We start from the raw sequence: 22,628 nt of genomic DNA on the forward strand, positions 1-22,628 counted from the left end.
TTTTGCTAGAAATGTACGCTGAAACTTTGAAATGTATGTACACCCGTTCCGTGTCTGACTAAGTTATTCTCTTTAAGATATTGAATGGCTGTAAGTATTTCACAAAAAATCTTTGGTTCAAGGCCGAGTTGGTTGTGTCCACCATAGATTTTGGAGACTTTCTGGATCGAAGCGATTTTTTCTAACGAATTCACAAGGTCTTCAGGGCTTGTCGAGGGATAAAATGCATAAACTGGAGTATCTGAATAAAGCAGGTCACCAGTAAATAAATAACCAGTTTCATGATCCAAAATAGAGATGTGGCCAGGTGAATGCCCAGGTGTGTGATAAATGCCTAAACTGCGGTTCCCAAGATCAATGGTGTCCCCATCCGATAAGAGTTTATCCGGGTACCCCTGGTATGGCTTGTATGTATCAGGGTCGAAAGACTTCGGTACGGGTATAGTGATATCCCGTGCCATGTCTTTTCTTATTTGTTCCAAAGACAAACCTTTAATGCCGTTGATCAGCCAATCGGCATCATCACCATGAACATAAATTGTATCATAATCCCCATGTCCGCCAATATGATCCGCATGCACATGTGTGGTCAGGACGATTATCGGAAGTTCGGTAAGCTGGTCCGTAATCCGCTTAATCGGCACGATGCCTAATCCTGTATCGATTAACGCAGCTTGAATCTCCCCAATTAGTAAAAAGGAATGAACTTTCTCCCAATGACCATATTCACTAATTGCAAACGTCTTTGAGCCCAATTCCTGAACGGTGAACCATGGGTCTACAATATTTTTCAAATGACACCACTCCTTCCATACCCAATATTTCCGTGTTAACTGGAAATATCCTGCTTGAAAAAAGCAAAAGCAGTGGATTTCAATTTGCGACGAAATCCACTGCGTTTGAAGTTAGCCTTATCCGTTTACAACGGTACCGCCATTTACGTGGATGACTTGTCCGCTGACATAGGATGAATCATCACTAGCCAAATAAACATAGGCTGGTGCTAATTCCTCTGGCTGTCCTGCGCGGCCCATTGGAGTATCCGTACCGAATTTGGCAACATCCGCTTCACCGAATGAGGCAGGAATCAGCGGTGTCCAGATTGGACCTGGCGCAACGCCGTTCACTCTGATGCCATCTTTTGAGATGGAGTTCGATAGAGCTCTTGTGAAGGCTAGTATTGCACCTTTTGTTGAAGAGTAATCGATTAATTTTGGATTGCCCTGATAGGCTGTGATAGAGGTTGTATTAATGATGCTGCTTCCTTTTTTCAGGTGCTTCAATGCAGCTTTTGTTAAATGAAACATCGAGAAAATATTAGTGCGGAACGTTTTTTCCAATTGTTCAGCAGAAATGTCAAGGATACTTGTCTGCACATGCTGTTCTCCAGCGTTGTTGACTAGAATATCCAAACCGCCGAATTCATCCACCGTTTTTTTGACGACATCCTGGCAGAATGCTTCATCACCGATATCTCCGGAAATGAGTAAACATCTCTGGCCTTCTTTCTCGATCAATTCTTTTGTCGTTTTAGCATCTTCATGTTCATCCAAGTAGGCAACTGTCACATTAGCACCTTCTTTAGCATAATAAATGGCAACTGATTTACCGATTCCACTGTCTCCTCCAGTTATGATTGCCGTTTTCCCTTTTAATTTACCACTTCCTTTGTAGGTAGATTTAACTGAATCAGGGTTCGGTTCCATTTTTGTTTCCACTCCAGGTTGATGTTGTTGATGTTGAGGTGGAAATCCTTGTTTGTTTTGATTTTGGTTTTGACTAGTCAAGATTAAACGCCTCCTGTTTAATTATCTACGCTTTTCTATTCCTTCTTTTGGGAAAAAGAAAACATGGAAAAAATGACCAAAATGAGTTTGGGTTATTATTTAATCTGAGGGAACATGACTAGTCTATCCATGTTCCATAAAGGAGATTCATTTGAGGGGAAAGAGGGTATTACCGCTATAGAGGCAGCTGCTAACATATAAAAAAGACCCACCCAAAAAGCAGGTGAGGCCTTCTTACTTAGCGGTAATTTAAAAATTGTACATCAATGGACAGGTCAGCGCCTCGGATCGCAGAAATGATTCCTTGCAAATCATCCCGGTTTTTACCGGTAACACGGATTTGATCATCCTGGATTTGGCTTTTCACTTTAAGACCGCTATTTTTAATGATGGTATTGATTTTTTTTGCTTGTTCCTTATCGATACCTTGAATTAACTTAGCCCGCTGGCGAACGGTACCGCCAGAAGCACCTTCTAATTTACCATAGTCCAGATTCTTGATGGGTACGTCACGTTTAATGAGTTTACTAATGAGGACATCCTTCAACTGTTCGAGCTTATACTCATCGTCGGACACTAAAACCAGGTCTTCTTTTTCAATGGTGACGCTGCTTATGCTACCTTTAAAATCATAGCGGGTCTGAATTTCCTTCATAGCCATGGTAACTGCATTCGTTACCTCTGAAAAGTCTACTTTCGAAACAATATCAAATGAATTTTCCTTTGCCATCACTTACCTCCAGCAGGTTTTATTTCCTTTATTATAGAGAAAGAGTGATAGGAAGACAACTATATAAACCATATGGTAAATCGGTGACTGCTTATTAAAAAAGCGAGGGCACAAGCCCCACGCTTCACTTATGGTCCGTTTTCTTCGAATAGGAGTGCTTACCTGCAGTGAGGTTTTCCTGATATGCGATATTTTTCTCGGCATTTATCGCTTGGTTATCTTTTGGCCTTTTATTGTTATCAGTTGTTTTTGACATAGTGAAAACTCCCTTCCATTATCATGATCAATATATATTGTTCACAAATATGGAGGGGAGTATGTATGTTTATGATTTCTCAAGGGTATCGTTTAAGAAGAAGAGGGCAATTGTACCAGGACCGGCATGTGCACCGATGACGGAGCCGATTGTATGGATCATGAAATCGGTTGTCCCGAATTCATTTTGAATGGCTTCCTTCCATTCCAATGCCGTGGCTTCATCATCACCATGACTGATGGCAATCGTTTGGGTTGTTAAATTTTTGCCTCTTTCATGCATTAAATCTATTACACGTTTAATCAATTTCTTTTTGCCGCGTATCTTTTCAAGCGGAACAAGCTTCCCATCTTCAACATGCAATAACGGTTTAATGTTTAATAAACCGCCAACAATGGCAGAGGTTTTGGAGATGCGACCGCCACGGGCCAAATAATCAAGATTATCAACAGTGAATAGATGCTCCATATGTCGGGTGCGGAATTCGATGTCAGCTAGGATCTCTTCTTTAGTGGCACCGTTTGCTGCTAGATCGGCAGCTTTCTTTACAATTAAACCGACCCCCATCGAAGCGCATTTCGTATTGACGATTTCGATGTCAAGGTCAGGGTACTCTTCCTTCACCTGATTGAGAATCATCACTGCCGTTTGATAAGTTCCTGATAACTCAGAGGAAAAGGCTATATAGATCCCTTGTTTTTTCTCCTTGGCAAACTGTGTGAAAAGTTCTATAAAGTATTCTGGAGAAGCTTGCGATGTTTTAGGAGCTTTTCCATCAATCATCGCCTGATAGACTTCGTGAGAATTAATGGTAAGTAAATCTTCGTAATTTTCCCCATCAAGATGGACTTGTAAAGGGATTAATGATACATTGTTTTCCTTATAGAAAGACAATGGCAAATCACATGCACTATCTGCAAGAATTGTGATAGCCATAATACACCTGCTTTCTTTTTACAATTTTTAGAAAATGAGTGGTCACTTTACTTTTTAGTGTAGCACGAAACGGTAAAAATTCAATCTCTACGTAAATAGAATAAATAATTAAGGGTAAAAAGATAATAGGATAAGGGTGAAATGGAGGTTTTTAGAATGTACAGTGGTGAAATGAAGAAAATTATCATAGTTGTGGTCGGAGCATTACTTAATGCTATTGCGATGAACTTTTTTCTAATACCGGCAAACGTATATGCAAGCGGCTTTACAGGAGTGGCCCAGCTACTATCTAGAATGATAGGTTCTTTTGCTCCTTTTAATGTATCGACAGGAATTCTATTGCTTTTATTGAACATTCCAGTAACGATCATTGCCTGGCGGAAAGTTGGAAAGTCCTTTACATTTTATAGTTTCCTCAGCGTTGTCTTGATGTCCTTTTTTATGGAAATCATTCCGATTACACGCTGGTCACCTGACATACTATTGAATGCGGTGTTTGGCGGAGTCATAGCTGCAGTGGGTGTGGGAATCACCTTGAAATACGGTGCATCGACTGGCGGAATGGATATTATCGCTATGCTTCTATCACGGAAGAAGGATAAACCTGTAGGTACTTATTTATTTCTGCTGAATGGCGTGATCATTGTGACTGCAGGAGCTGTTTATGGACCGGAAAAAGCCTTGTATACACTTGTTACCCTTTACACATCTACCCGTGTTGTGGACGCGATACATACTCGTCATGAAAAGCTTACAGCCATGATCATTACGAAGAAAAGCGAAGAACTTAAACAGGCAATCCATGCTCAGTTAGTTCGCGGAATTACAAGGGTTCCTGCAAAAGGGGCGTTCACTAACGAAAATAAGGAAATGTTATTGATCGTCATTACAAGGTATGAACTTTATGACCTTGAACGGATCATCAAAGAAGTGGATCCACATGCTTTTACAAACATTATAGAAACTTCGGGCATTGTCGGTACCTTTCGCAGGGAATGATATTAATAGGAAAATTAAAGCCATTACACTTCCATTACAAAAGGAAGAATTTTCGGTGTTATAAGTTTATTGCTTGTACAATACGGCTAATTCTGATAATGTAGCGCCAATTTAAAACCTTGAAGGAGTGATAAAAATGGCTAACGATGAAAAAATGAGTAGAGAAGAAGCAGGACGTAGAGGCGGGGAAGCCACTTCTAAAAATCACGACAAGGATTTTTACCGGGAAATTGGGCAAAAGGGCGGAAAAGCGACATCGAATAATCATGATAAGGACTTCTATCAAGAAATTGGACAAAAGGGCGGCGAGGCCACTTCCGATTCCCATGGTAAAGATTTTTATAAAGAAATCGGTGGAAAAGGAGGTAAGGCACGAAATAACAATTGATGAACATAATGAAAGCCTCCAGGAATCCTGGAGGCCTTCACTTTATTTCGAGTGGTTTTCCAGCTCTTCCTGGAGTTCTCGCAGTTGTTCTTTTTCCGCCTCTGTAGTATTGGCAAAGGCTGATGAAAGAGCGTTTTTAGCGACTTCCTCTGTCTTGCGCTGGTCACCGTCATGCTCAGAGTGGAGAGCATTTTTAGCGATTTCCTCTGTCTTATGCTGGTCACCGTCATGCTCAGAGTGGAGAGCTTCTTCAACAAATTCCCTTGCCTTCTGGAATAGATTGTTTGCCATTAGAAGCCACCATAGCTTTGTTCTGACATAATTCTTAACCTGTCTTTTTCCGCCTCTTCAAACGTAGTGTGATAAGGGATTTTTTCGGCATGCCTGGCAACACTTTCTTTGCCCTGCTGTACAAATCGTTTAGATTTACTGCTTTTACCCATGCTTATCTCCTCCGATTCTGAGCGTTGTCGACAACATAAAGGAAGCTGTTGTCCTTATTAGTTTGGCTTGTAAGAGAGATATTATTAAGGTAAAAAATGACGTATTAGGGTTTAATATTGAATTTTTCTTCAAGGAAGACTGCTATTCCGTCTTCTTCATTCGTCAATGTAGTCGTATTTGCAACTGTTTTTACTGGTGAGATTGCATTTCCCATAGCGACTCCGGTTCCCGCGTAATCGAGCATTTCCAAATCATTATCTTCATCCCCGAAAGCGATTATCCTGTTTTGAGGAATTTCCAGATAGTTGGATACGCGTTTTAGCCCGACGGCTTTACTTAGCCCGCTCTTAATGATTTCAATGATATGAAAAGGCTCTGCCCAGCGGCGATGATCGACCAATTCTGCATGAACATCGGATAAATGCTGGCGAATCTGGCCTACAAATTGACTATCAGTGTGAATTAGCATCGAAGTTGGGGAATCCTTAAGGAAATTGCGCAAGTCACCCGTCTTCATGTTTGGATTTCCTAAATTGAACATATCCATCAATTTTTCATCATGATAATGGACATAAACATCGTCACGGACTTCTGCGATGATGTTGTGATATTCAAACTGATCACACGCTTCAACGATCTCCTTCGCTACATTTATATCCAGTGGAGAGTGGTATACCCCCCAGCTTGTCTGTAATGGGTGATGGATGAAAGCGCCATTGAAATTAACGATTGGTGTAGTCAATCCCAATTCCCGGTAATAAAGTTCACTTGAGCGAAAGGGACGACCGGTAGCTATCATAACTTCGTGTCCATCTTCCTTAAGTTTTAGCAGTGTTTTTTTAGTTCTTGAAGAAATTGTTTTTTTATCTGTAAGTAAAGTACCATCAAGATCCAATACGATTAAATGTTTCTCCGCCATGTACACACCTTCTGTTCTTTTTGATTTCATTATATGCAAATATTGTTAAGACTATTTTAAAGTAAATGTAAATCTTTTTCATTCTTTATGCATTCCTGTATGATATTACTATATGTAGGATCATGATACTTAAAGCGATGCTCAGGTTTAAAGGAATGGAATGAGGAATGCAAAATTCTTTTTGAGAAGGTTGTTGAACTTCTTTTAGATAAAAACCGAACAAATTATTCGGAGGGGTTAACTTGATAATAATTGAAAAAGAACAAATTGGACATATTCCTGTATTACACTTAAGTGAGGAAACCACTTCCCATCAGAAATTACCGCTTATTATTTTTATACATGGTTTTCAAAGTGCAAAGGAACACAATCTTCACTATGCTTATTTATTGGCTGAGAAGGGGTTTCGTGTACTTCTTCCCGATGTGATTCATCATGGGGAAAGGGAAGCTGGTTTAAGTGATTCCCAAATGATGCCCCGTTTTTGGGAAATGGTTTTACAGACCATCCAGGATTTATCTTTGATGAAGGATGATTTAATATCCAGAAAATTAATTGATCCTGACAGAATTGGTGTAGCGGGTACCTCTATGGGGGGAATAGTGACTAATGGGGCTCTTGCTGCTTATGATTGGATATCGGCCGGAGTCAGTTTGATGGGGAACCCATCATATGTCGCGTATGCAGAGCTCCAAATGGCGGAAATTAAGAAAAGGAAAGTTGATTTCCCCGCTACTGATGAGGAAGTTGCTAAGGTGATTGAACAGCTCAAGCCATTTGACTTGAGTCTTAATCAAGATAAGCTGTCCAACCGCCCGCTTCTTTTTTGGCATGGAGCTAAAGATCCAGTGGTACCATATCAGCATGCATATCGCTTTTATGAAGGGGTCAAAGCGGGTTATAATGAGGCAAATGAAAAAATCGAATTTATTCTCGACCCTAAAGCAGGACATAAGGTCAGTAGAGAAGGAGTACTTCTTACTGCAGACTGGTTCGCGAAACATTTGCTTTCAACTGTGCAAAAAGCTTAAGTACTCACCCGAAATCTGTTATGATTCTAATACGGACAATGAAGAGATTTTCCATAAAAGGAGTGATCGAAGTGGATCAAGATACAAAAGACATTATTTTAGGAGCTTTGGAGCAGGTCATTGACCCGGAGCTTGGTATAGATATCGTGAATTTAGGTTTGGTATATGATGTTGATATGGATGAGGATGGTCTGACTACAGTAACGATGACATTGACTGCAATGGGCTGCCCGATGGCTGGGACGATTGTCGATCAAGTGAAATTGGTTCTGGAAGATATTCCAGAGGTCAAGGAAACGGATGTTAAAATAGTCTGGAGTCCGCCGTGGACCAAAGACAAAATGTCCAGATATGCTAAAATTGCATTAGGAATCAAATAATAACCAGGTAATAGAAATATAAAGCCAGTCAAAAAACAGTGAATCCATTCTATGGAGCCACTTTTTATGGTCTGGTTTTTTTCTAATACTTATGGCTAGGAGTGGTTAATTGAACAGTCATATAAAAGATTCAATGGACAGGCCACTAAGGGATTTAAGGATTTCAGTCATAGATCGCTGCAACTTTCGCTGTCAGTATTGCATGCCTGCTGAAATTTTTCATGAGAATTTTCAGTTCCTGCCTAAAAGTGAGCTATTATCTTATGAGGAAATTGTAAGGCTTTCTAAAATATTTGCAAGCTTAGGGGTTAAAAAACTAAGGTTGACAGGCGGGGAACCATTACTCCGGAGAGATCTTACCACTCTGATTTCAAATCTCGTTCAAATTGATGGTATTGAAGATATCGGATTGACTACGAATGGTGTCTTCTTGAAAAAACATGCCGCGAATTTGAAGGCAGCTGGTTTGCAGAGGGTTAATATCAGCTTAGACAGTCTCGATGATGAACTTTTCAAGAAGATGAACGGCAGGGACATCGGGGTAAAGCCGGTCATTGAAGGCATAGCTGCTGCCAAAGTAGCTGGGCTTGGCGTTAAAGTCAATATGGTTGTGAAAAAAGAAACCAATGAATCTCAAATCCTGCCGATGGCCCGTTTTTGTAAAGAAGAGGGCATTCAATTACGCTATATAGAATTCATGGATGTCGGACATACAAATGGCTGGCAGTTGAAGAATGTCATTACGAAAAAAGAATTGCTCGAGATGCTCCAAACCGAATTCGATCTTGAACCGGTTGATGAAGATTATTTTGGAGAAGTGGCAAAACGCTTCCGTTATAAAGGCACTACTGCAGAAGTGGGCTTCATAACATCAGTATCCGAGTCTTTTTGTTCCAGTTGTACACGTGCACGACTTTCTGCTAATGGAAGTTTATATACATGCCTGTTTAATGGAAAGGGGCATGACTTGAAGTCATTGCTACGTTCCGACATGACAGATGAAGAATTGACTGAATTCATCATTTCACTTTGGAACCATAGGGACGACCGCTATTCAGATGAACGGGCAGCGGGAACAGTGACAAAACAGGAAAAAATCGAAATGTCATTCATTGGCGGGTAAAAAAAGTGATCCTGTCTGAATGAATATATACTAAATTAGGGGATGGCAACTATGCCATCCCTTAATTTAGTATATATAGTTGTTAAGGCCTTCCGATGCTTGCCATTAACTTATATGGATTTTTATGCATTTTTTATAATACTGTGAAATTATTATATCGAATCCTTTGTAATGAAAATAATTAAATGGTCCTAGGGATGAATTTGAAAACAATCATTTTAAGATCAAGTAAGACATTATGCATTCGCTGTTTGGGTTTTAATCGATGGTACAGATTTCTATTGGACAGTTTTCACAGTCGATTTCCTGCTTCAAATAGTCTAAGTCAAGAATCGTAATGCGTCCCTTATTAATGGAGATGACATTGTTTTTCCTTAATTGGGCGAGCATTCGATTGACTACCTCGCGGGATGTGCCGCAAAAATTGGCGAGTTCTTGGTTTGTAAAAGGAAGATCGATAACTTTACCGTCTTCAACTTCAGTGCCATAGCTATTTGATAAACGGATGAGGGTGGAGTAAAATGCACCTTTCTTACCGTGCAGGAGCATATCGCGGAATTTAGACTGATTTTTACGGTTTTGAACGGATAACCATGTCATCATATCAACTGCAAGATGGCTATCGGAGGCGATTTTCTCTTCTAATGCTTCTTTGGAAATAACCGCAACAGTTCCATCTTCCAACATTTTTGCATTCATCATATATTTAGGATTTTGAGAAAAAAGGACTGTTTCCCCAACCAAATCATTCTCCGAACAAATACGCATAGTTAATTCCCGGCCGTCGGGAACAACCTTACTCACTTCTACTTTCCCTTTTAAAATGTAATACAAATCACTTGCTGGGGTGCTCTCCTGGAAAAGGAAGCGCCCTTTTTCCATATGTTTAACTTGTTGTTCATTATCTAAAATTGCATGCATCCGATTGGATAACGAAAATTCATTCACGTATATGACCACCTTTTAAATACCTTTATAACACAATCACTACCTTTGATTTAAACGGAAAAAACACTAGCAGTCAACAACTTTGGATAATTTTAGAATATTATTTGGATAATTTTCCATATTAAAGTGAAGTTGCTAATTTTATAAAAATACATTTGATTTTATTTTTATTCAGTCTTATAATAATAGAATCAAAGAATGACAGGGACTTGAAATTATAGGAGATGGTTTTATGAACGTATCAATAGTAGGTGCAACGGGTTATGGAGGAGTGGAACTAATAAGGTTCCTGAATAATCATCCGCAATTTAAAATAAAATCATTGCATACTTCATCCCAATTTGGTCGGAATTTATATGAAGAAAATGCACATTTAATGCATATGAAAGATAAATTAGAAGAAATTGACCCGGAAGCGATTGCAAAAAAATCCGATATTGTATTTCTTGCAACTCCTTCTGGTGTTTCCTCGCAATTGATTTCGGAATTTTCTGACCTTGACATTAAAGTAATCGACCTTTCAGGAGACCTCAGGCTTCAAACCCCGGGTGAATACGAACACTGGTATAAAAAACCAGCCGCCCCACAGCATATTATTGAAGAAGCTGTATACGGATTGGCTGAATGGAATGCCGAAGCAATAAGGAAAGCAACGATTGTTGCGAATCCAGGGTGCTACCCAACTGCATCACTTTTAGGCCTCGCCCCTTTATTCACTGAAGGATTGGCCGGAGCAGCCGCAGAAGTGATCATCGATGCAAAATCCGGGGTTTCAGGCGCGGGTAAATCACTTTCGGCCATTACCCATTATAGTGAAATGAATGAGAACTTTAAGATATATAAGGTAAATCAACATCAACACATACCGGAAATCGAACAACAGCTTGGACGATGGTCATCGGATTTACAACCTATTACCTTTAATACCCACCTAGTTCCAATGACAAGAGGGATTATGGCCACGATGTATATAAAGGTAAATCGGGGGACTTCAAATGTTGAATTAAAGGATTTATACGAAACAGTATACGAGAACCACCCATTTGTCCGGGTACAGCCGCTCGATCGCTTTCCATCAACGAAACAAGTATATGGATCGAACTTTTGCGATATTGGCGTCGCATATGATGAAAGGACAGGTAAGGTAACGGTGGTTTCAGTTATTGATAATTTAGTGAAGGGTGCTGCAGGGCAGGCCATTCAAAATGCAAATATATTAATGGGACTAGAAGAAACGGCAGGACTATGGAACAGTCCGCTATATCCGTAAATTTTGGAGGGAAATAATGAATACACTACAGTCAGTTGAAGAAATCAAACAAATTAAAGAAGGAAACATTTTAATGCCACAAGGGTTCAAAGCGTCAGGTGTCCATGCAGGATTGCGCTACTCCAAAAAGGATGTTGGCATCATTTTTACCGATGTACCAGCGTCAGCCGCTGCGGTTTATACACAAAATATAGTTCAAGCAGCTCCAATCAATGTAACGAAAAACAGCATTGCCGCTACTGGAAAACTTCACGGCATTGTAGTCAATAGTGCCTGTGCGAATGCTTGTACAGGAGAACAGGGTTTAAAAGATGCAAATGAAATGAGGAAGCTTGCGGCTCAAAAGTTCGGTTTGGAGGATTATTCTTTTGCAGTGGCTTCAACTGGAGTCATTGGGGAATACATGGAAATGGAAAAAGTTAAGAAAGGCATAGAGTCCTTACAGCCAGAAAATACATCTGAAGCTGCTGAAGATTTTGGTACCGCCATTTTAACAACGGATATTGTAACGAAAAGCTGCGGTTATGAAACAATGATTGACGGTAAAACCGTGAAAATGGGCGGAGCTGCGAAAGGTTCGGGAATGATTCATCCAAACATGGCCACAATGCTCGGTTTCATTACAACGGATGCTGTCATTGAACCGAATGATTTACAGCAAGCACTATCTTCCATAACCAATGATACATTCAATCAAATTACGGTTGATGGTGACTGTTCAACGAACGACATGGTGTTAGTGCTAGCGAATGGAAAAGCGAACAATGAACCTTTGACGCCTGACCATCCTGAATGGTCTGTCTTCCTGGAATTATTAAAACAAACATCCGAAAATCTGGCCAAACAAATTGCGAAAGACGGAGAAGGTGCCACAAAACTTATAGAAGTGAATGTTCATGGCATGCAGACGAAGCAAGATTCACAGATGATGGCGAAGACGATCGTTGGATCAAATCTAGTGAAAACGGCAGCTTTTGGAGCGGATGCAAACTGGGGAAGAATCATTGCTGCGATGGGAAGAAGCGGTGTGGGATTCAAGCCGGACCAAACAACGATTGTTTTTGGTGATATCGTCGTACTTAAAGATGGTGAGCCAATACAGTTTTCTGAGGAAGAAGCCAAGGCTTACTTGGAAAATGAAAGTATCATCATTCATGTTTATTTGAAAGACGGTAATGAATCGGGAACAGCATGGGGCTGCGATTTAACCTATGATTATGTAAAAATAAACGGAAGCTATCGTTCGTAAGGAGGAAAGAATGAACATATTAGTCATTAAGTGCGGCGGCAGTATTATTAATGAGTTATCGGAGTCGTTTTTCAATAGTGTTAATGAGTTACAAAACCGGGGGTATCATATTGTCTTTGTTCATGGAGGCGGCCCAGATATAAATTCGATGCTTGATAAATATGAAATTGAACCAGTCTTTGAAAATGGTTTAAGAAAAACGACCACTGAAGTGATGGAAATTGTGGAACTTATCCTGGCAGGCAAATCGAACCGCAGTCTCGTTCATAAATTAGAAGAACACGGCATAAAGGCAGTCGGTTTAAATGGTTCTGACGGCGGAATTCTAACAGGTGAGTATATAGATGAACAGAAACTTGGAGCTGTAGGTAAGATACAAAAAGTCAATACTGAATTACTTGGACTTTTATTCGAAAATGGTTATTGTCCGGTATTGACGCCAATTGCAACTACCGAAGAAGGTACTAAATTAAATGTGAATGCTGATATGGCTGCAGGGTCAGTAGCGAAGGCACTATCAGCCGATATGTGTTTATTTGTGACCGATGTTAAAGGGGTCTTGAAGAATGAACAGATCATTGAGAAATTGACTGAAACGGAAGCAAAGGAATTGATCGAGGATGGAAGCATCCATGGAGGAATGATTCCAAAAGTCAATACAGCGCTGTCGGTTCTTAATAAAGGGGTTGAAGAAGTGATGATCGTTAGTGGAAAAGATCACTTTTATCAAGGCGGACAATTCATCGGAACGAAATTTCTTCAGGAAGAAGGGGTATTTCAATGAGTTCTTTATTTCCAACATATGCAAGGTGGAACATTGAGCCAGACACAGCGTCAGGAATGAAGATTACGAGTACAACTGGTAAAGAGTATCTGGATTTCACATCCGGAATCGGGGTTTTGAATCTTGGGCATTGTCATGAGAAGGTAAAAATGGCCGTCACGGAACAGCTTAATAAATATTGGCATGTTTCCAACATGTTTAACAGTTCCATACAGGAACGGACAGCAAAAATGCTGGCAGATGCCTCTGGTCTAAGCCAGGTGTTTTTTGCCAACAGTGGTGCCGAGGCGAATGAGGCAGCTATCAAACTTGCACGTAAAGCTACTGGGAGAAGCAAAATTGTCACATGTCAGCAGTCTTTCCACGGCCGCACGTTTGCAACGATGGCTGCAACGGGACAGGAAAAAATCAAAACTGGTTTCGGACCTATGCTAGCTTCGTTCGAATATGTTCCATTTAATGATAATGATGCCATTACAGCAGCCATTGATGAAAATACGGCCGCTGTAATGATTGAAATAGTTCAAGGTGAGGGCGGCATCCATGTTGTACAGCAATCCTATCTGGACGCGATTCAAACTAAATGTCAAGATCACGGAGCCCTTCTTATCATTGATGAAATCCAGACTGGGATCGGACGTACAGGGAAACCATTTGCATTCCAGCATTTCAATATCCAACCGGACATCATCACTTCTGCTAAGGGGCTGGGAAATGGCCTGCCAATCGGGGCGATGATTGGAAAGGAAAGGCTGTCGGAGTTCTTTAACCCTGGAAGTCATGGATCCACTTTTGGAGGTAATCCCGTTAGTGTCTCAGCAGCTGAAGCCGTTTTAATGGAAATTTTCCAATCAGGATTTTTAAAAAGTACCGTGAAAAAGGCTGAATACCTTGAGAGTGAATTGGCAAAAGCATTGAATGATTCGGAAGAAGTGATAGAGATTCGCGGACTGGGAATGATGGTCGGGATTGAATGTAAACAAGATGTTCAGGGGTTTTTAATGGAACTTCAAGAAGAGGGCTTATTAGTATTGAGTGCAGGTTCTAAGGTACTTCGTTTACTTCCATCTCTGACAGTTACTGAACCAGAGATCGATATGGCGATAAACAAAATTAAAAAAGTATTGGCAATTAAACAAACTATCTAAAATGAATGAATTTTTATAGAATAAAATGAATAATTATGCTATTCTATATATAAATATACATCATCTAAAGAGGTGAAGATCATGAAAAGCTATCTATATTTAGAGAATGGTTCCGTCTTTGAAGGGGAACTGCTGACTAAATCGACTGAAAAAGCAATCACTGGAGAGATTGTCTTTTTTACAGGAATGACCGGATATCAAGAAGTATTGACAGATCCTTCATATAAGGACCAGATTGTCATCTTCACATATCCTCTAATCGGAAATTATGGAATCAATGAATATGATTTTGAAAGTAAGAAGCCGCATGTTGCGGGTGTTATTGTATATGAAGGAAATATGGGTCATTCTCATTATCAAGCTAAATATTCACTTGGTGAATATTTAGACAAGTGGAACATTCCTCTTTTAAGCCATGTTGACACAAGAGCGGTTGTTAAGAATATAAGACTGGAAGGTTCCATGCAAGCAGTCATCACAGCGGAAGAAAAATTCACTGTCGAACCTGGTCTGAATGGTTTATCTGCCCACGTTGCTGAGGTATCCACAAAGGTGGTCGAGAGTTTTGGAGAAGGCGACAAGCACGTGGTGATGATGGATTTCGGTTATAAAAAATCCATATTGGATTCATTGGTTGAGCAAGGCTGCCGAGTCTCGGTCGTACCATTCGATACTGAATTCGAACAAATCAAGGACTTGAAGCCAGATGGTATTTTGCTTTCAAATGGGCCTGGGGATCCAAAACAGCTTGAATACCTTTTAGGAAACATAAAAAAGATCATTACGAATTTCCCGACGATGGGCATCTGTCTCGGTCATCAATTAACGGCACTAGCCTTTGGGGGAAATACAAAAAAAATGCTGTTTGGACATCGCGGAGCGAATCAGCCCGTGGTCGATTTGAAAACGAAAAAGGTGTATATGAGTTCTCAAAATCATAGTTATGAGGTTGATGAACCGAGCTTACAAGGAACATCGCTTCAAGTGAGATTCAGAAATGTGAATGATAGTACAGTTGAGGGGCTCATGCATGAAGACCTGCCAATATTCACTACCCAGTACCACCCAGAGGCAAATCCAGGGCCTATCGAGAGTTCACTACTATTCAACGACTTTTTACAAATGATAAATGATTATAGCGGGAGAGAAAAAGCTTATGCCTAAGGACGACACGATAAAGACCATATTAGTGATTGGTTCGGGGCCGATTGTCATCGGGCAGGCCGCCGAATTCGATTATGCAGGTACACAGGCCTGCCTCGCTTTAAAAGAAGAAGGATATAAAGTCATACTGGTCAACAATAATCCGGCAACGATCATGACTGATGATATGAATGCGGATGCTGTCTATTTCGAACCTTTAACCGTCGATGTACTGGAAAAGATCATTTCCAAAGAAAAGCCGGATGGCCTGCTCGCTACATTAGGAGGTCAGACAGGATTAAATCTTGCTTATCAATTGGATGATGCCGGAGTACTTGAAAAATATAAAGTCAAATTATTGGGAACTCCAATCGACTCCATCAAAAAGGGGGAGGATCGTGAACTGTTCCGTGAGCTGATGTTTGAAATAGGAGAACCAGTTCCAGACAGTACAATTGTCCATTCTCTTGAAGAAGCGCTAGCTTTTGCCGATAAAATCGGTTTTCCCATCATCGTTCGTCCTGCTTATACACTGGGAGGCACTGGCGGTGGGATTGCTGATTCACTGGATACCTTTAAGGAACTCGTACGGGGCGGACTCCAAGAAAGCCCGATTACACAATGCTTGATTGAAAGAAGCATTGCTGGATTTAAAGAAGTCGAATATGAAGTGATGCGAGATGCCAACAATACGTGCATCACCATCTGTAACATGGAAAATATCGATCCGGTAGGGATTCATACAGGTGATTCAATCGTGGTGGCGCCATCACAGACCTTATCTGACGATGAGTTTCAGATGCTGCGTGCCGCTTCCATAAAAATCATCTCGGCTTTAGGTATAATAGGCGGCTGTAACATTCAATTTGCACTTGATCCGAATAGCAAACAATATTATCTAATAGAAGTTAACCCACGCGTCAGCCGTTCGTCGGCACTAGCTTCAAAAGCAACAGGTTATCCAATAGCTCGCATAGCTGCAAAGCTTGCTGTCGGCTACCATTTATCTGAACTTATCAATCCTGTAACGAAAAGCACATATTCAAGCTTCGAACCTGCTCTTGACTATGTAGCGGTGAAGTTCCCGAGGTGGCCATTCGATAAATTTACGACCGCCAACCGCAAATTGGGAACACAGATGAAGGCCACAGGTGAAGTGATGGCTTTACACCGCAGCTTTGAGGGGGGAGTCCAAAAGGCAGTCGATTCTTTGGAATTAAAAACGAATGGACTGCAGCTAGCATCGCTGAAAAATAAAACGGTTCCTGAACTTTGGGGGAAGCTTTCCGAAAAATCTGACGAACGAATATTTGTCATTTTTGAAATGCTTAGAAAAGGCGTGACGATTGAAGAAATCCATGAAGCGACAACCATAGATTATTTCTTCCTTAAATCCTTTGCTTCATTGATCCAAAAAGAAATGGAAATCGAAGCCATGTCAATCGATCAGGTGACTAAGGAAGAATTGCAGTCATACAAGGAAAAGGGCTTCTCAGACCGCTATCTTGCTTCCGTATGGAATGTAAGTGAGATGGAACTGAGAGCACATCGGATATCACTTGGCCTTACGGCGGTCTACAAAACGGTTGATACATGTGCAGCCGAGTTCGAATCACATACTAACTATCACTATTCAACATATTTTGGTGAAAATGAACAGAAAAAGACTGATAAAAAGAAAGTCTTGATGATTGGCAGCGGTCCTATCAGGATCGGACAGGGAATAGAATTTGATTACTGTTCCGTTCACGGGGTTTATGCACTCCAAGATGAAAATGTTGAAACGATCATGATCAATAATAACCCTGAAACGGTAAGTACGGATTTTGCGACGGCAGATCGCCTTTATTTTGAGCCGTTAACCCTTGAATACGTTCTTAATGTAATAGAAGCGGAAGATATTGAAGATGTAATCGTTCAATTTGGCGGACAGACTGCGATAAATCTCGCAAAAGGCCTCGAAGATTACGGTGTCAATTTGTTGGGGACTTCATTTGATACTCTTGATCAATTAGAAGACCGTGATCGCTTTTATCAGCTTCTTCAAAAACTGGATATCCCTCATGTGCCGGGTTCAATGGCTAATGGTGAAGAACAATTAATTGAATGTGCAGAGGCAATCGGTTTTCCAGTGCTCTTACGCCCATCCTATGTAATTGGCGGCCAGGGAATGGAAATCATCCGCTCCAAGGAAAGCTTATTGAATAGAATGGAAAATGGAACGGCACTTGTATATCCCGTGCTAATCGATTCTTATATTCCGGGAAAAGAAGCCGAAATCGATTTGATCGCAGATGGAAATGATGTATATATTCCAATCATTGCTGAACATGTTGAAAAAGCAGGGGTTCATTCTGGGGATAGCATGGCATTGTTGCCGGCTCAATCCTTAACGGATGATATCAAAGATAAAATGACCCTTTATGCCAAAAAACTAGTAATGGAGCTTGGTTATAAAGGACTTATGAACATCCAATTCGTGATTGACGGAAATAGTGTATATGTATTGGAAGTGAATCCCCGTGCCAGTCGGACCATTCCAATCATCAGTAAAGTGACTGACGTATCCTTAGTGCAAATAGCGACAAAAATATTGCTCGGGAAATATTCATTGTCGAATGTGTTCGATAAAACGGGCTTGATGGAAGAAATTCCATATGCAGTCGTAAAATATCCAGTATTCTCTACATTTGCACTTAGCGGACTTGATTCGAAGGTGGGGCCGGAAATGAAATCAACAGGTGAAGGAATCGCCATCGGAGAAACGGTAAATGAAGCATTGACAAAAGTATTTCATGCTCAAAACGCAAAAAATACCTCAGGTGTATATCAATCCGAATCAGTCCAATTAAGTGAAGATTTACTTGTTCAAATCGAAGAAGCAGGTTTGACACTGGGGGATTCTGATTTTGATGAATGGTTAAATGAAGGGAATGCAGCGGTCGTATTGGCATATGGAACAACAGAAGAAGATAAGAAGCTAAGGTTACTGGCAGCAAAATATCGACTGCTTGCATTTACGGAAGAAGAGACTTTTAAGGCCTATCTACAATCGTTGGAAAATGCTGATCCAGGGGTTACCTCGCTTCAGGAATGGCTTGTATCATATTCGAAAGGAGTGTCACACGTATGAGTTCAATGACGGCACCGACACAAGCGAAGATTTTAAATGGAAAAGATTTTTTGACCATGAAGGAGTCTACACCCATAGCAATTGAAGATTTGTTAAAGCTAGCGCAGACCATTAAAGGCAAATGGCAAGCTGGTGAAGAATATACACCTTTAAAAGGGAAAACGCTGGGGATGATTTTTGAAAAATCGTCTACCCGTACCCGTGTATCTTTTGAAGTTGGCATGATGCAGCTTGGCGGACACGCTTTGTTCTTGAGTGGCAATGACTTGCAAATTGGACGTGGGGAAACTATTTCCGATACTGCAAAAGTCCTTTCTGAATATATAGATGGCATCATGATTCGTACCTTCGAGCATGAAAAAATACTGGAGTTGTCAGAAAATGCCTCTATCCCAGTCATCAATGGGTTAACAGACCTTGCACATCCCTGTCAGGTGCTTGCTGACTTCTTGACGATCATCGAGATTAAAGGACAGCTAAAAGGCCTGAAGATGAGTTATATCGGAGATGGCAATAATGTTGCCAATTCATTGATGGTGGGCTGCGCAAAAATGGGAATGGACTTTTCCATTGGGTGTCCTGAGGCCTACAAACCTGACGAAAAGGTCGTTGCCTATGCTCAAAAAGTGGCAGAAGAGACTGGCAGTGAAATTGTGGTGACAACCTCAGCTTCGGAAGCTATAAAAGATGCGGATATCGTCTATTCCGATGTTTGGACCTCCATGGGGCAGGAAATCGAGAATAGCATTCGTTTAGAAGCTTTTAAAAATTATCAAATCAATGGTGAACTTGTAAAACTTGCTAAAGAAGATTATTTATTCATGCATTGCCTGCCTGCACACAGGGAAGAAGAGGTAACGGCTGAAGTCATCGATGGACCTAATTCCGTCGTTTTCCACCAAGCCGGAAATCGTCTGCATGCCCAAAAAGCGGTTCTAGTGGATTTAATGTCTTAACCAAAAAAAGCGTCTGCTCTCTGAGCAGACGCTTTTTGATTCTGCTGATTTCCTGTGTGTCCTTAATTTTTCTGACATGAAAGAAAGGAACCTGGTAATAATAACAAGGAAAGCATGTAAAGGGGTGAAATCTATGGGGCAAAATCGTCAATTCAAGCCAGGTCAGAAAGCGCCTAACAATGGGACCTACGTAGAAATCGGTGAAACTGGCAGCACGGTAGTGAATCCGAAAATGGTAAAACTTGATGCAGGGGACGCTTTTCCTGAAACATCCAATCACAACCGGATATGGACATATCAGCGAAAGCCATGAAAAATCTAAAAGCAGGAAAAAGGAATGATTTCCATCCTTTTTCCTGCTTTTCTCATTCAGCGGTGTAACCGAATATTTTCGAGATCTCCAAATAGCTCTTTCTTAAATAGTGGCTTAAGGGATCATCGTAATGATCTGGAATGCTTTCGGTGAATCCAACGGCAGTGATCGCTCCCAATAATTCTGAATTATAATTAAAAACCGGGATGGACATCGAGGAAACAGAAGGTACAAGAGGCTCTTTGGCAAAAGCGATCTTGTATTTCCGAATATCATGATATTCATTTGTTTCTTTCAGGAAAGGCCCGGTAACATTACGATCTTTTTCAATCCAGTCCGCTGTCAAGGAAGGATCCTGAAAAACAGTGAATACTTTACCTGAAGAGGATGATGGGGGAAGACGCGTACCCAACTGGGCCCCGATGTTTAAGTTTTGGTTGGAATTCCATATTTTTGCCGTGATTGGTCCATCGTATGTCCAAACGGAAAAAAGGACTGTGCAAGAGGTATTGTGACTGATTTCCTGTAAATAAGGTGTTATTCTGCTCGTGATGTCCTCATTTCCTATGGCTGCCATGCCATATTGAATCAATTTGCTCCCAAGGTGATACATACCGGTTGTCTTATCACGATATAGTAACTCCAGTTGAGTCAATGTATTCAAATACTTATATAGGTTACTTTTCGTTATGTCCGTTAATTCTTGAATATCAGAGAATCTTAACGGATTTCTTTGGGAAGCAAGTAAATCTATGATGCTCATCCCTATTTGTAATGATTGAATCGTCGAACCGGATTTTACGATTTCCATAAGTCAATCTCCCTAATCTGTTTTAATTTAGGTCTAGTATATCAGAATCTGTAAAATTTAAATGAAATTAAAGTAAGAAAAAATCAGCCACTTGAAAGCTATCAATATACTTTATTATTAATAAATGAATTTTTTGTCGATTTCATAAATTTTCCAAGTGGATTCAGAAGAACTCTTAATGGTGTAAATGATAACATTTTCACAAAATTATTTACAATACTATCTTGACAATATTCCGAAAATTAAGTTATCATTTATATAAATAGTGAACTGAGTTATCTATAAGTGAATTGATGAGATGAGCATTTATCATTCATATTCTGGTTTGTGAAGTTAATCCAGCAGAAATGGCCCACAAACAAAGAACTAAAATCAGCTTTATAAAAAATCCAGATTAATAAAGGAGAATGAAATATGAAATTAGTAACTTTCAGCAGTCAGGGATTTAAACGTATTGGTGCAATTTACCCAGATAATGTAATAGTGGATTTGAACTATGCCTATCAAGCGCTTCTTGAAAGCGAAGGGAAACTCCGCAGTGAACAAATCGCTGAAGCGTATGTCCCTGCAACAATGGAGGCATTTTTACAGGGAGGGAATGAAAGCCTTTCCATCGCGAAAAAGGCTGCGGATTATGCATTGAACAATCGTGATTCCTTCAGACATAAAATGGTACATGAAATTGAAGATATAAAGCTTGAGGCCCCTATCCAAAAGCCAAGCAAAATTATTTGTGTCGGACATAACTACCGTGAACACATTGCTGAAATGGGTCGCGAATTGCCGCCATTCCCTGTGGTATTCGCAAAGTTCGCCAATACAGTAATCGGTCCCCAGGATGATATACCGTTTTTCCCAATCTCTGAACAACTTGATTATGAAGCGGAATTCGCTTTTGTAGTCGGACAAAGGGCACGTAATGTTTCAAAAGAAGATGCTCTTGATTATGTAGCTGGTTATACAATTGCGAATGATGTTACGTACCGTGATATCCAACGGCGTACACTTGAGTGGCTTCAAGGGAAAACGGTTGAAGGAAGTGCTCCGATGGGGCCTTGGTTAGTCACTTCCGATGAACTATCCGATCCATCTGGCTTAAATGTCCGATTAACGGTAAATGGTGAAGAACGCCAAAAAACGAATACATCCAACTTCGTATTCGATGTGAAGTATTTAGTTGAATTCTTATCGAATTTAATGACTCTTGAACCAGGTGACATCGTACTCACAGGAACACCGGGTGGGGTAGGAGTAGCCCGTGATCCACAAGTGTTCTTAAAAGATGGTGACGTTGTCAAAATCGAAATCGACAAAATAGGTTATCTTGAAAACCGTGTGCGACTTGTCGGGGAGGGAAAATAAAATGGCTTATCAGGAAATCGGGATATCAATCCAATCGGTTCACCAATCAATCGACCACATTCTTGAGACAGTGGCAAACCTCCCGGAGGAAACGATCAGATATAAGCCTGCAGATGATGAATGGTCAATCATGCAGATACTTTCCCATTTAGCTGAGGCCATCCCTTATTGGTTAGGTGAAGTGGAAACTGTAATAGCGAAGCCTGGAGCCAAATGGGGGCGTGGCTTGCAAGATCCAGCCCGATTGGCAGCCGTTACCCATACTGACAAACTTGCTGTTGATGATGTCTTGAAACAAGTGGAGGAGCTTAAATATAAAGTGGAAAGCAGGATCGGGAATTTAGATGAAGAAACACTATCTAGAGAATCGCCACACCGAAATTTCGCAAAATTCGGAAACAAACCCGTTTCTTATATTGTGGAACACTTCATCGATGAACATATTTCAGGACACTACGATCAAATTAAGCGAAATCTTTCTAAAATCCAGTGAGAAAAGATAAAAAAAGAAAGTTGGG

Annotated in this window: 24 protein-coding genes and 1 pseudogene; 15 read left to right on the forward strand and 10 right to left on the reverse strand. The window is 40.5% G+C overall.

What is annotated here, in order from left to right:
* Positions 1-5 precede the first annotated feature (5 nt).
* The 5 genes from ACDZ29_RS16810 to ACDZ29_RS16830 form a co-directional block, all read right to left on the reverse strand.
* Positions 6-794: an MBL fold metallo-hydrolase gene (locus ACDZ29_RS16810; RefSeq protein ID WP_289324097.1), complete on the reverse strand. Its 789-nt coding sequence runs from the start codon at positions 792-794 to the stop codon at positions 6-8.
* Positions 795-911: 117 nt separating this feature from the next.
* Positions 912-1,787 (reverse strand): SDR family oxidoreductase, encoded by an 876-nt coding sequence (locus ACDZ29_RS16815; RefSeq protein ID WP_289324098.1) that lies wholly within the window; start codon positions 1,785-1,787, stop codon positions 912-914.
* Positions 1,788-2,025: 238 nt separating this feature from the next.
* Positions 2,026-2,517 (reverse strand): YajQ family cyclic di-GMP-binding protein, encoded by a 492-nt coding sequence (locus tag ACDZ29_RS16820; RefSeq protein WP_289317490.1) that lies wholly within the window; start codon positions 2,515-2,517, stop codon positions 2,026-2,028.
* 124 nt (positions 2,518-2,641) lie between these two features.
* Entirely contained in the window at positions 2,642-2,773 is a 132-nt protein-coding gene (locus tag ACDZ29_RS16825; RefSeq protein ID WP_081092478.1) for a DUF3941 domain-containing protein, read from the reverse strand.
* A gap of 69 nt (positions 2,774-2,842) precedes the next feature.
* Positions 2,843-3,709, reverse strand: coding sequence for a DegV family protein (locus ACDZ29_RS16830; protein WP_375088212.1), 867 nt, complete (start codon positions 3,707-3,709; stop codon positions 2,843-2,845).
* Between the two features lie 156 nt (positions 3,710-3,865).
* Here ACDZ29_RS16830 and ACDZ29_RS16835 point away from each other — a divergent pair, with 156 nt between their 5' ends.
* Positions 3,866-4,708 carry a YitT family protein gene (locus ACDZ29_RS16835; protein WP_289317488.1) on the forward strand — a complete coding sequence of 281 codons (843 nt, stop codon included), beginning with the start codon at positions 3,866-3,868 and terminating at the stop codon, positions 4,706-4,708.
* A 136-nt stretch (positions 4,709-4,844) separates the two neighbouring features.
* Positions 4,845-5,093: pseudogene (locus ACDZ29_RS16840) on the forward strand (KGG domain-containing protein); the annotation flags it as partial.
* Positions 5,094-5,138: 45 nt separating this feature from the next.
* Here ACDZ29_RS16840 and ACDZ29_RS16845 read toward each other — a convergent pair.
* From ACDZ29_RS16845 to ACDZ29_RS16855, 3 genes are all read right to left on the reverse strand, one after another.
* On the reverse strand, positions 5,139-5,387 hold the full coding sequence (locus tag ACDZ29_RS16845) for a DUF3813 domain-containing protein (protein WP_375088213.1): 249 nt from the start codon (positions 5,385-5,387) through the stop codon (positions 5,139-5,141).
* Positions 5,387-5,539, reverse strand: coding sequence for a hypothetical protein (locus ACDZ29_RS16850; RefSeq protein WP_164468789.1), 153 nt, complete (start codon positions 5,537-5,539; stop codon positions 5,387-5,389). Before ACDZ29_RS16850 ends, ACDZ29_RS16845 begins: the two co-directional genes overlap by 1 nt.
* Positions 5,540-5,643: 104 nt before the next feature.
* Positions 5,644-6,459, reverse strand: a complete 816-nt coding sequence (locus ACDZ29_RS16855) for a Cof-type HAD-IIB family hydrolase (protein WP_289318459.1) — start codon at positions 6,457-6,459, stop codon at positions 5,644-5,646.
* Positions 6,460-6,701: 242 nt separating this feature from the next.
* Between ACDZ29_RS16855 and ACDZ29_RS16860 the strand changes: the two genes are divergently transcribed.
* The 3 genes from ACDZ29_RS16860 to moaA all read left to right on the forward strand — a co-directional run bounded on the left by ACDZ29_RS16860 (position 6,702) and on the right by moaA (position 8,993).
* Positions 6,702-7,490, forward strand: coding sequence for an alpha/beta fold hydrolase (locus tag ACDZ29_RS16860; RefSeq protein WP_370014222.1), 789 nt, complete (start codon positions 6,702-6,704; stop codon positions 7,488-7,490).
* Positions 7,491-7,528: 38 nt separating this feature from the next.
* Positions 7,529-7,870, forward strand: coding sequence for a metal-sulfur cluster assembly factor (locus ACDZ29_RS16865; protein ID WP_370014223.1), 342 nt, complete (start codon positions 7,529-7,531; stop codon positions 7,868-7,870).
* A 133-nt stretch (positions 7,871-8,003) separates the two neighbouring features.
* Complete coding sequence (gene moaA, locus ACDZ29_RS16870; RefSeq protein WP_289318458.1) at positions 8,004-8,993, forward strand: GTP 3',8-cyclase MoaA; 990 nt, start codon at positions 8,004-8,006, stop codon at positions 8,991-8,993.
* A gap of 258 nt (positions 8,994-9,251) precedes the next feature.
* Here the strand turns inward: moaA and ACDZ29_RS16875 are convergent, their stop codons facing one another.
* The gene (locus ACDZ29_RS16875; protein ID WP_375091157.1) at positions 9,252-9,914 is read right to left on the reverse strand and encodes a Crp/Fnr family transcriptional regulator; all 663 of its coding nucleotides are present in this window, start codon (positions 9,912-9,914) and stop codon (positions 9,252-9,254) included.
* Between the two features lie 259 nt (positions 9,915-10,173).
* Here ACDZ29_RS16875 and argC point away from each other — a divergent pair, with 259 nt between their 5' ends.
* The 8 genes from argC (at position 10,174) to ACDZ29_RS16915 (ending at position 19,937) form a co-directional block, all read left to right on the forward strand.
* A complete protein-coding gene (gene argC, locus ACDZ29_RS16880) occupies positions 10,174-11,211 on the forward strand; it encodes an N-acetyl-gamma-glutamyl-phosphate reductase (RefSeq protein ID WP_375088214.1) in 1,038 nt (345 codons plus the stop codon).
* 16 nt (positions 11,212-11,227) lie between these two features.
* Positions 11,228-12,460, forward strand: a complete 1,233-nt coding sequence (argJ, locus tag ACDZ29_RS16885; RefSeq protein WP_375088215.1) for a bifunctional ornithine acetyltransferase/N-acetylglutamate synthase — start codon at positions 11,228-11,230, stop codon at positions 12,458-12,460.
* A gap of 10 nt (positions 12,461-12,470) precedes the next feature.
* On the forward strand, positions 12,471-13,244 hold the full coding sequence (gene argB, locus ACDZ29_RS16890) for an acetylglutamate kinase (RefSeq protein ID WP_375088216.1): 774 nt from the start codon (positions 12,471-12,473) through the stop codon (positions 13,242-13,244).
* Positions 13,241-14,392: an acetylornithine transaminase gene (locus ACDZ29_RS16895; RefSeq protein ID WP_375088217.1), complete on the forward strand. Its 1,152-nt coding sequence runs from the start codon at positions 13,241-13,243 to the stop codon at positions 14,390-14,392. The genes argB and ACDZ29_RS16895 overlap by 4 nt, the downstream gene beginning before the upstream one ends.
* Before the next feature lie 81 nt (positions 14,393-14,473).
* A complete protein-coding gene (locus ACDZ29_RS16900) occupies positions 14,474-15,556 on the forward strand; it encodes a carbamoyl phosphate synthase small subunit (protein ID WP_289324108.1) in 1,083 nt (360 codons plus the stop codon).
* On the forward strand, positions 15,549-18,668 hold the full coding sequence (locus ACDZ29_RS16905) for a carbamoyl phosphate synthase large subunit (protein WP_375088218.1): 3,120 nt from the start codon (positions 15,549-15,551) through the stop codon (positions 18,666-18,668). The genes ACDZ29_RS16900 and ACDZ29_RS16905 overlap by 8 nt, the downstream gene beginning before the upstream one ends.
* Complete coding sequence (gene argF / locus ACDZ29_RS16910; protein WP_370014229.1) at positions 18,665-19,624, forward strand: ornithine carbamoyltransferase; 960 nt, start codon at positions 18,665-18,667, stop codon at positions 19,622-19,624. The genes ACDZ29_RS16905 and argF overlap by 4 nt, the downstream gene beginning before the upstream one ends.
* Positions 19,625-19,757: 133 nt before the next feature.
* Positions 19,758-19,937 carry a YjzC family protein gene (locus tag ACDZ29_RS16915; protein WP_061462081.1) on the forward strand — a complete coding sequence of 60 codons (180 nt, stop codon included), beginning with the start codon at positions 19,758-19,760 and terminating at the stop codon, positions 19,935-19,937.
* A 52-nt stretch (positions 19,938-19,989) separates the two neighbouring features.
* Here ACDZ29_RS16915 and ACDZ29_RS16920 read toward each other — a convergent pair whose 3' ends face one another.
* Positions 19,990-20,748, reverse strand: a complete 759-nt coding sequence (locus ACDZ29_RS16920) for an IclR family transcriptional regulator (RefSeq protein WP_289324111.1) — start codon at positions 20,746-20,748, stop codon at positions 19,990-19,992.
* 414 nt (positions 20,749-21,162) lie between these two features.
* Here ACDZ29_RS16920 and ACDZ29_RS16925 point away from each other — a divergent pair, with 414 nt between their 5' ends.
* Together ACDZ29_RS16925 and ACDZ29_RS16930 are read left to right on the forward strand one after the other, a co-directional pair.
* Entirely contained in the window at positions 21,163-22,110 is a 948-nt protein-coding gene (locus tag ACDZ29_RS16925) for a fumarylacetoacetate hydrolase family protein (protein ID WP_375088219.1), read from the forward strand.
* A 1-nt stretch (position 22,111) separates the two neighbouring features.
* Positions 22,112-22,603, forward strand: coding sequence for a DinB family protein (locus tag ACDZ29_RS16930; protein ID WP_375088220.1), 492 nt, complete (start codon positions 22,112-22,114; stop codon positions 22,601-22,603).
* Positions 22,604-22,628 lie beyond the last annotated feature (25 nt).

It is taken from the genome of Peribacillus sp. RS7, assembly GCF_041956845.1.
Lineage (GTDB): Bacteria > Bacillota > Bacilli > Bacillales > DSM-1321 > Peribacillus.

Bases quoted from the DNA above. Each gene is read 5' to 3' on its own strand.
- ACDZ29_RS16865 (WP_370014223.1), top strand. From the start codon at position 7,529: ATGAAGAGATTTTCCATAAAAGGAGTGATCGAAGTGGATCAAGATACA.
- argF (WP_370014229.1), top strand. From the start codon at position 18,665: ATGAGTTCAATGACGGCACCGACACAAGCGAAGATTTTAAATGGAAAA.
- ACDZ29_RS16845 (WP_375088213.1), bottom strand. From the start codon at position 5,387: ATGGCAAACAATCTATTCCAGAAGGCAAGGGAATTTGTTGAAGAAGCT.
- ACDZ29_RS16930 (WP_375088220.1), top strand. From the start codon at position 22,112: ATGGCTTATCAGGAAATCGGGATATCAATCCAATCGGTTCACCAATCA.
- ACDZ29_RS16825 (WP_081092478.1), bottom strand. From the start codon at position 2,773: ATGTCAAAAACAACTGATAACAATAAAAGGCCAAAAGATAACCAAGCG.
- argC (WP_375088214.1), top strand. From the start codon at position 10,174: ATGAACGTATCAATAGTAGGTGCAACGGGTTATGGAGGAGTGGAACTA.
- argJ (WP_375088215.1), top strand. From the start codon at position 11,228: ATGAATACACTACAGTCAGTTGAAGAAATCAAACAAATTAAAGAAGGA.
- ACDZ29_RS16855 (WP_289318459.1), bottom strand. From the start codon at position 6,459: ATGGCGGAGAAACATTTAATCGTATTGGATCTTGATGGTACTTTACTT.
- ACDZ29_RS16820 (WP_289317490.1), bottom strand. From the start codon at position 2,517: ATGGCAAAGGAAAATTCATTTGATATTGTTTCGAAAGTAGACTTTTCA.
- ACDZ29_RS16915 (WP_061462081.1), top strand. From the start codon at position 19,758: ATGGGGCAAAATCGTCAATTCAAGCCAGGTCAGAAAGCGCCTAACAAT.
- ACDZ29_RS16920 (WP_289324111.1), bottom strand. From the start codon at position 20,748: ATGGAAATCGTAAAATCCGGTTCGACGATTCAATCATTACAAATAGGG.
- argB (WP_375088216.1), top strand. From the start codon at position 12,471: ATGAACATATTAGTCATTAAGTGCGGCGGCAGTATTATTAATGAGTTA.
- ACDZ29_RS16835 (WP_289317488.1), top strand. From the start codon at position 3,866: ATGTACAGTGGTGAAATGAAGAAAATTATCATAGTTGTGGTCGGAGCA.
- ACDZ29_RS16830 (WP_375088212.1), bottom strand. From the start codon at position 3,709: ATGGCTATCACAATTCTTGCAGATAGTGCATGTGATTTGCCATTGTCT.
- ACDZ29_RS16895 (WP_375088217.1), top strand. From the start codon at position 13,241: ATGAGTTCTTTATTTCCAACATATGCAAGGTGGAACATTGAGCCAGAC.
- ACDZ29_RS16900 (WP_289324108.1), top strand. From the start codon at position 14,474: ATGAAAAGCTATCTATATTTAGAGAATGGTTCCGTCTTTGAAGGGGAA.
- ACDZ29_RS16850 (WP_164468789.1), bottom strand. From the start codon at position 5,539: ATGGGTAAAAGCAGTAAATCTAAACGATTTGTACAGCAGGGCAAAGAA.
- ACDZ29_RS16875 (WP_375091157.1), bottom strand. From the start codon at position 9,914: ATGCATGCAATTTTAGATAATGAACAACAAGTTAAACATATGGAAAAA.
- ACDZ29_RS16925 (WP_375088219.1), top strand. From the start codon at position 21,163: ATGAAATTAGTAACTTTCAGCAGTCAGGGATTTAAACGTATTGGTGCA.
- ACDZ29_RS16905 (WP_375088218.1), top strand. From the start codon at position 15,549: ATGCCTAAGGACGACACGATAAAGACCATATTAGTGATTGGTTCGGGG.
- moaA (WP_289318458.1), top strand. From the start codon at position 8,004: ATGGACAGGCCACTAAGGGATTTAAGGATTTCAGTCATAGATCGCTGC.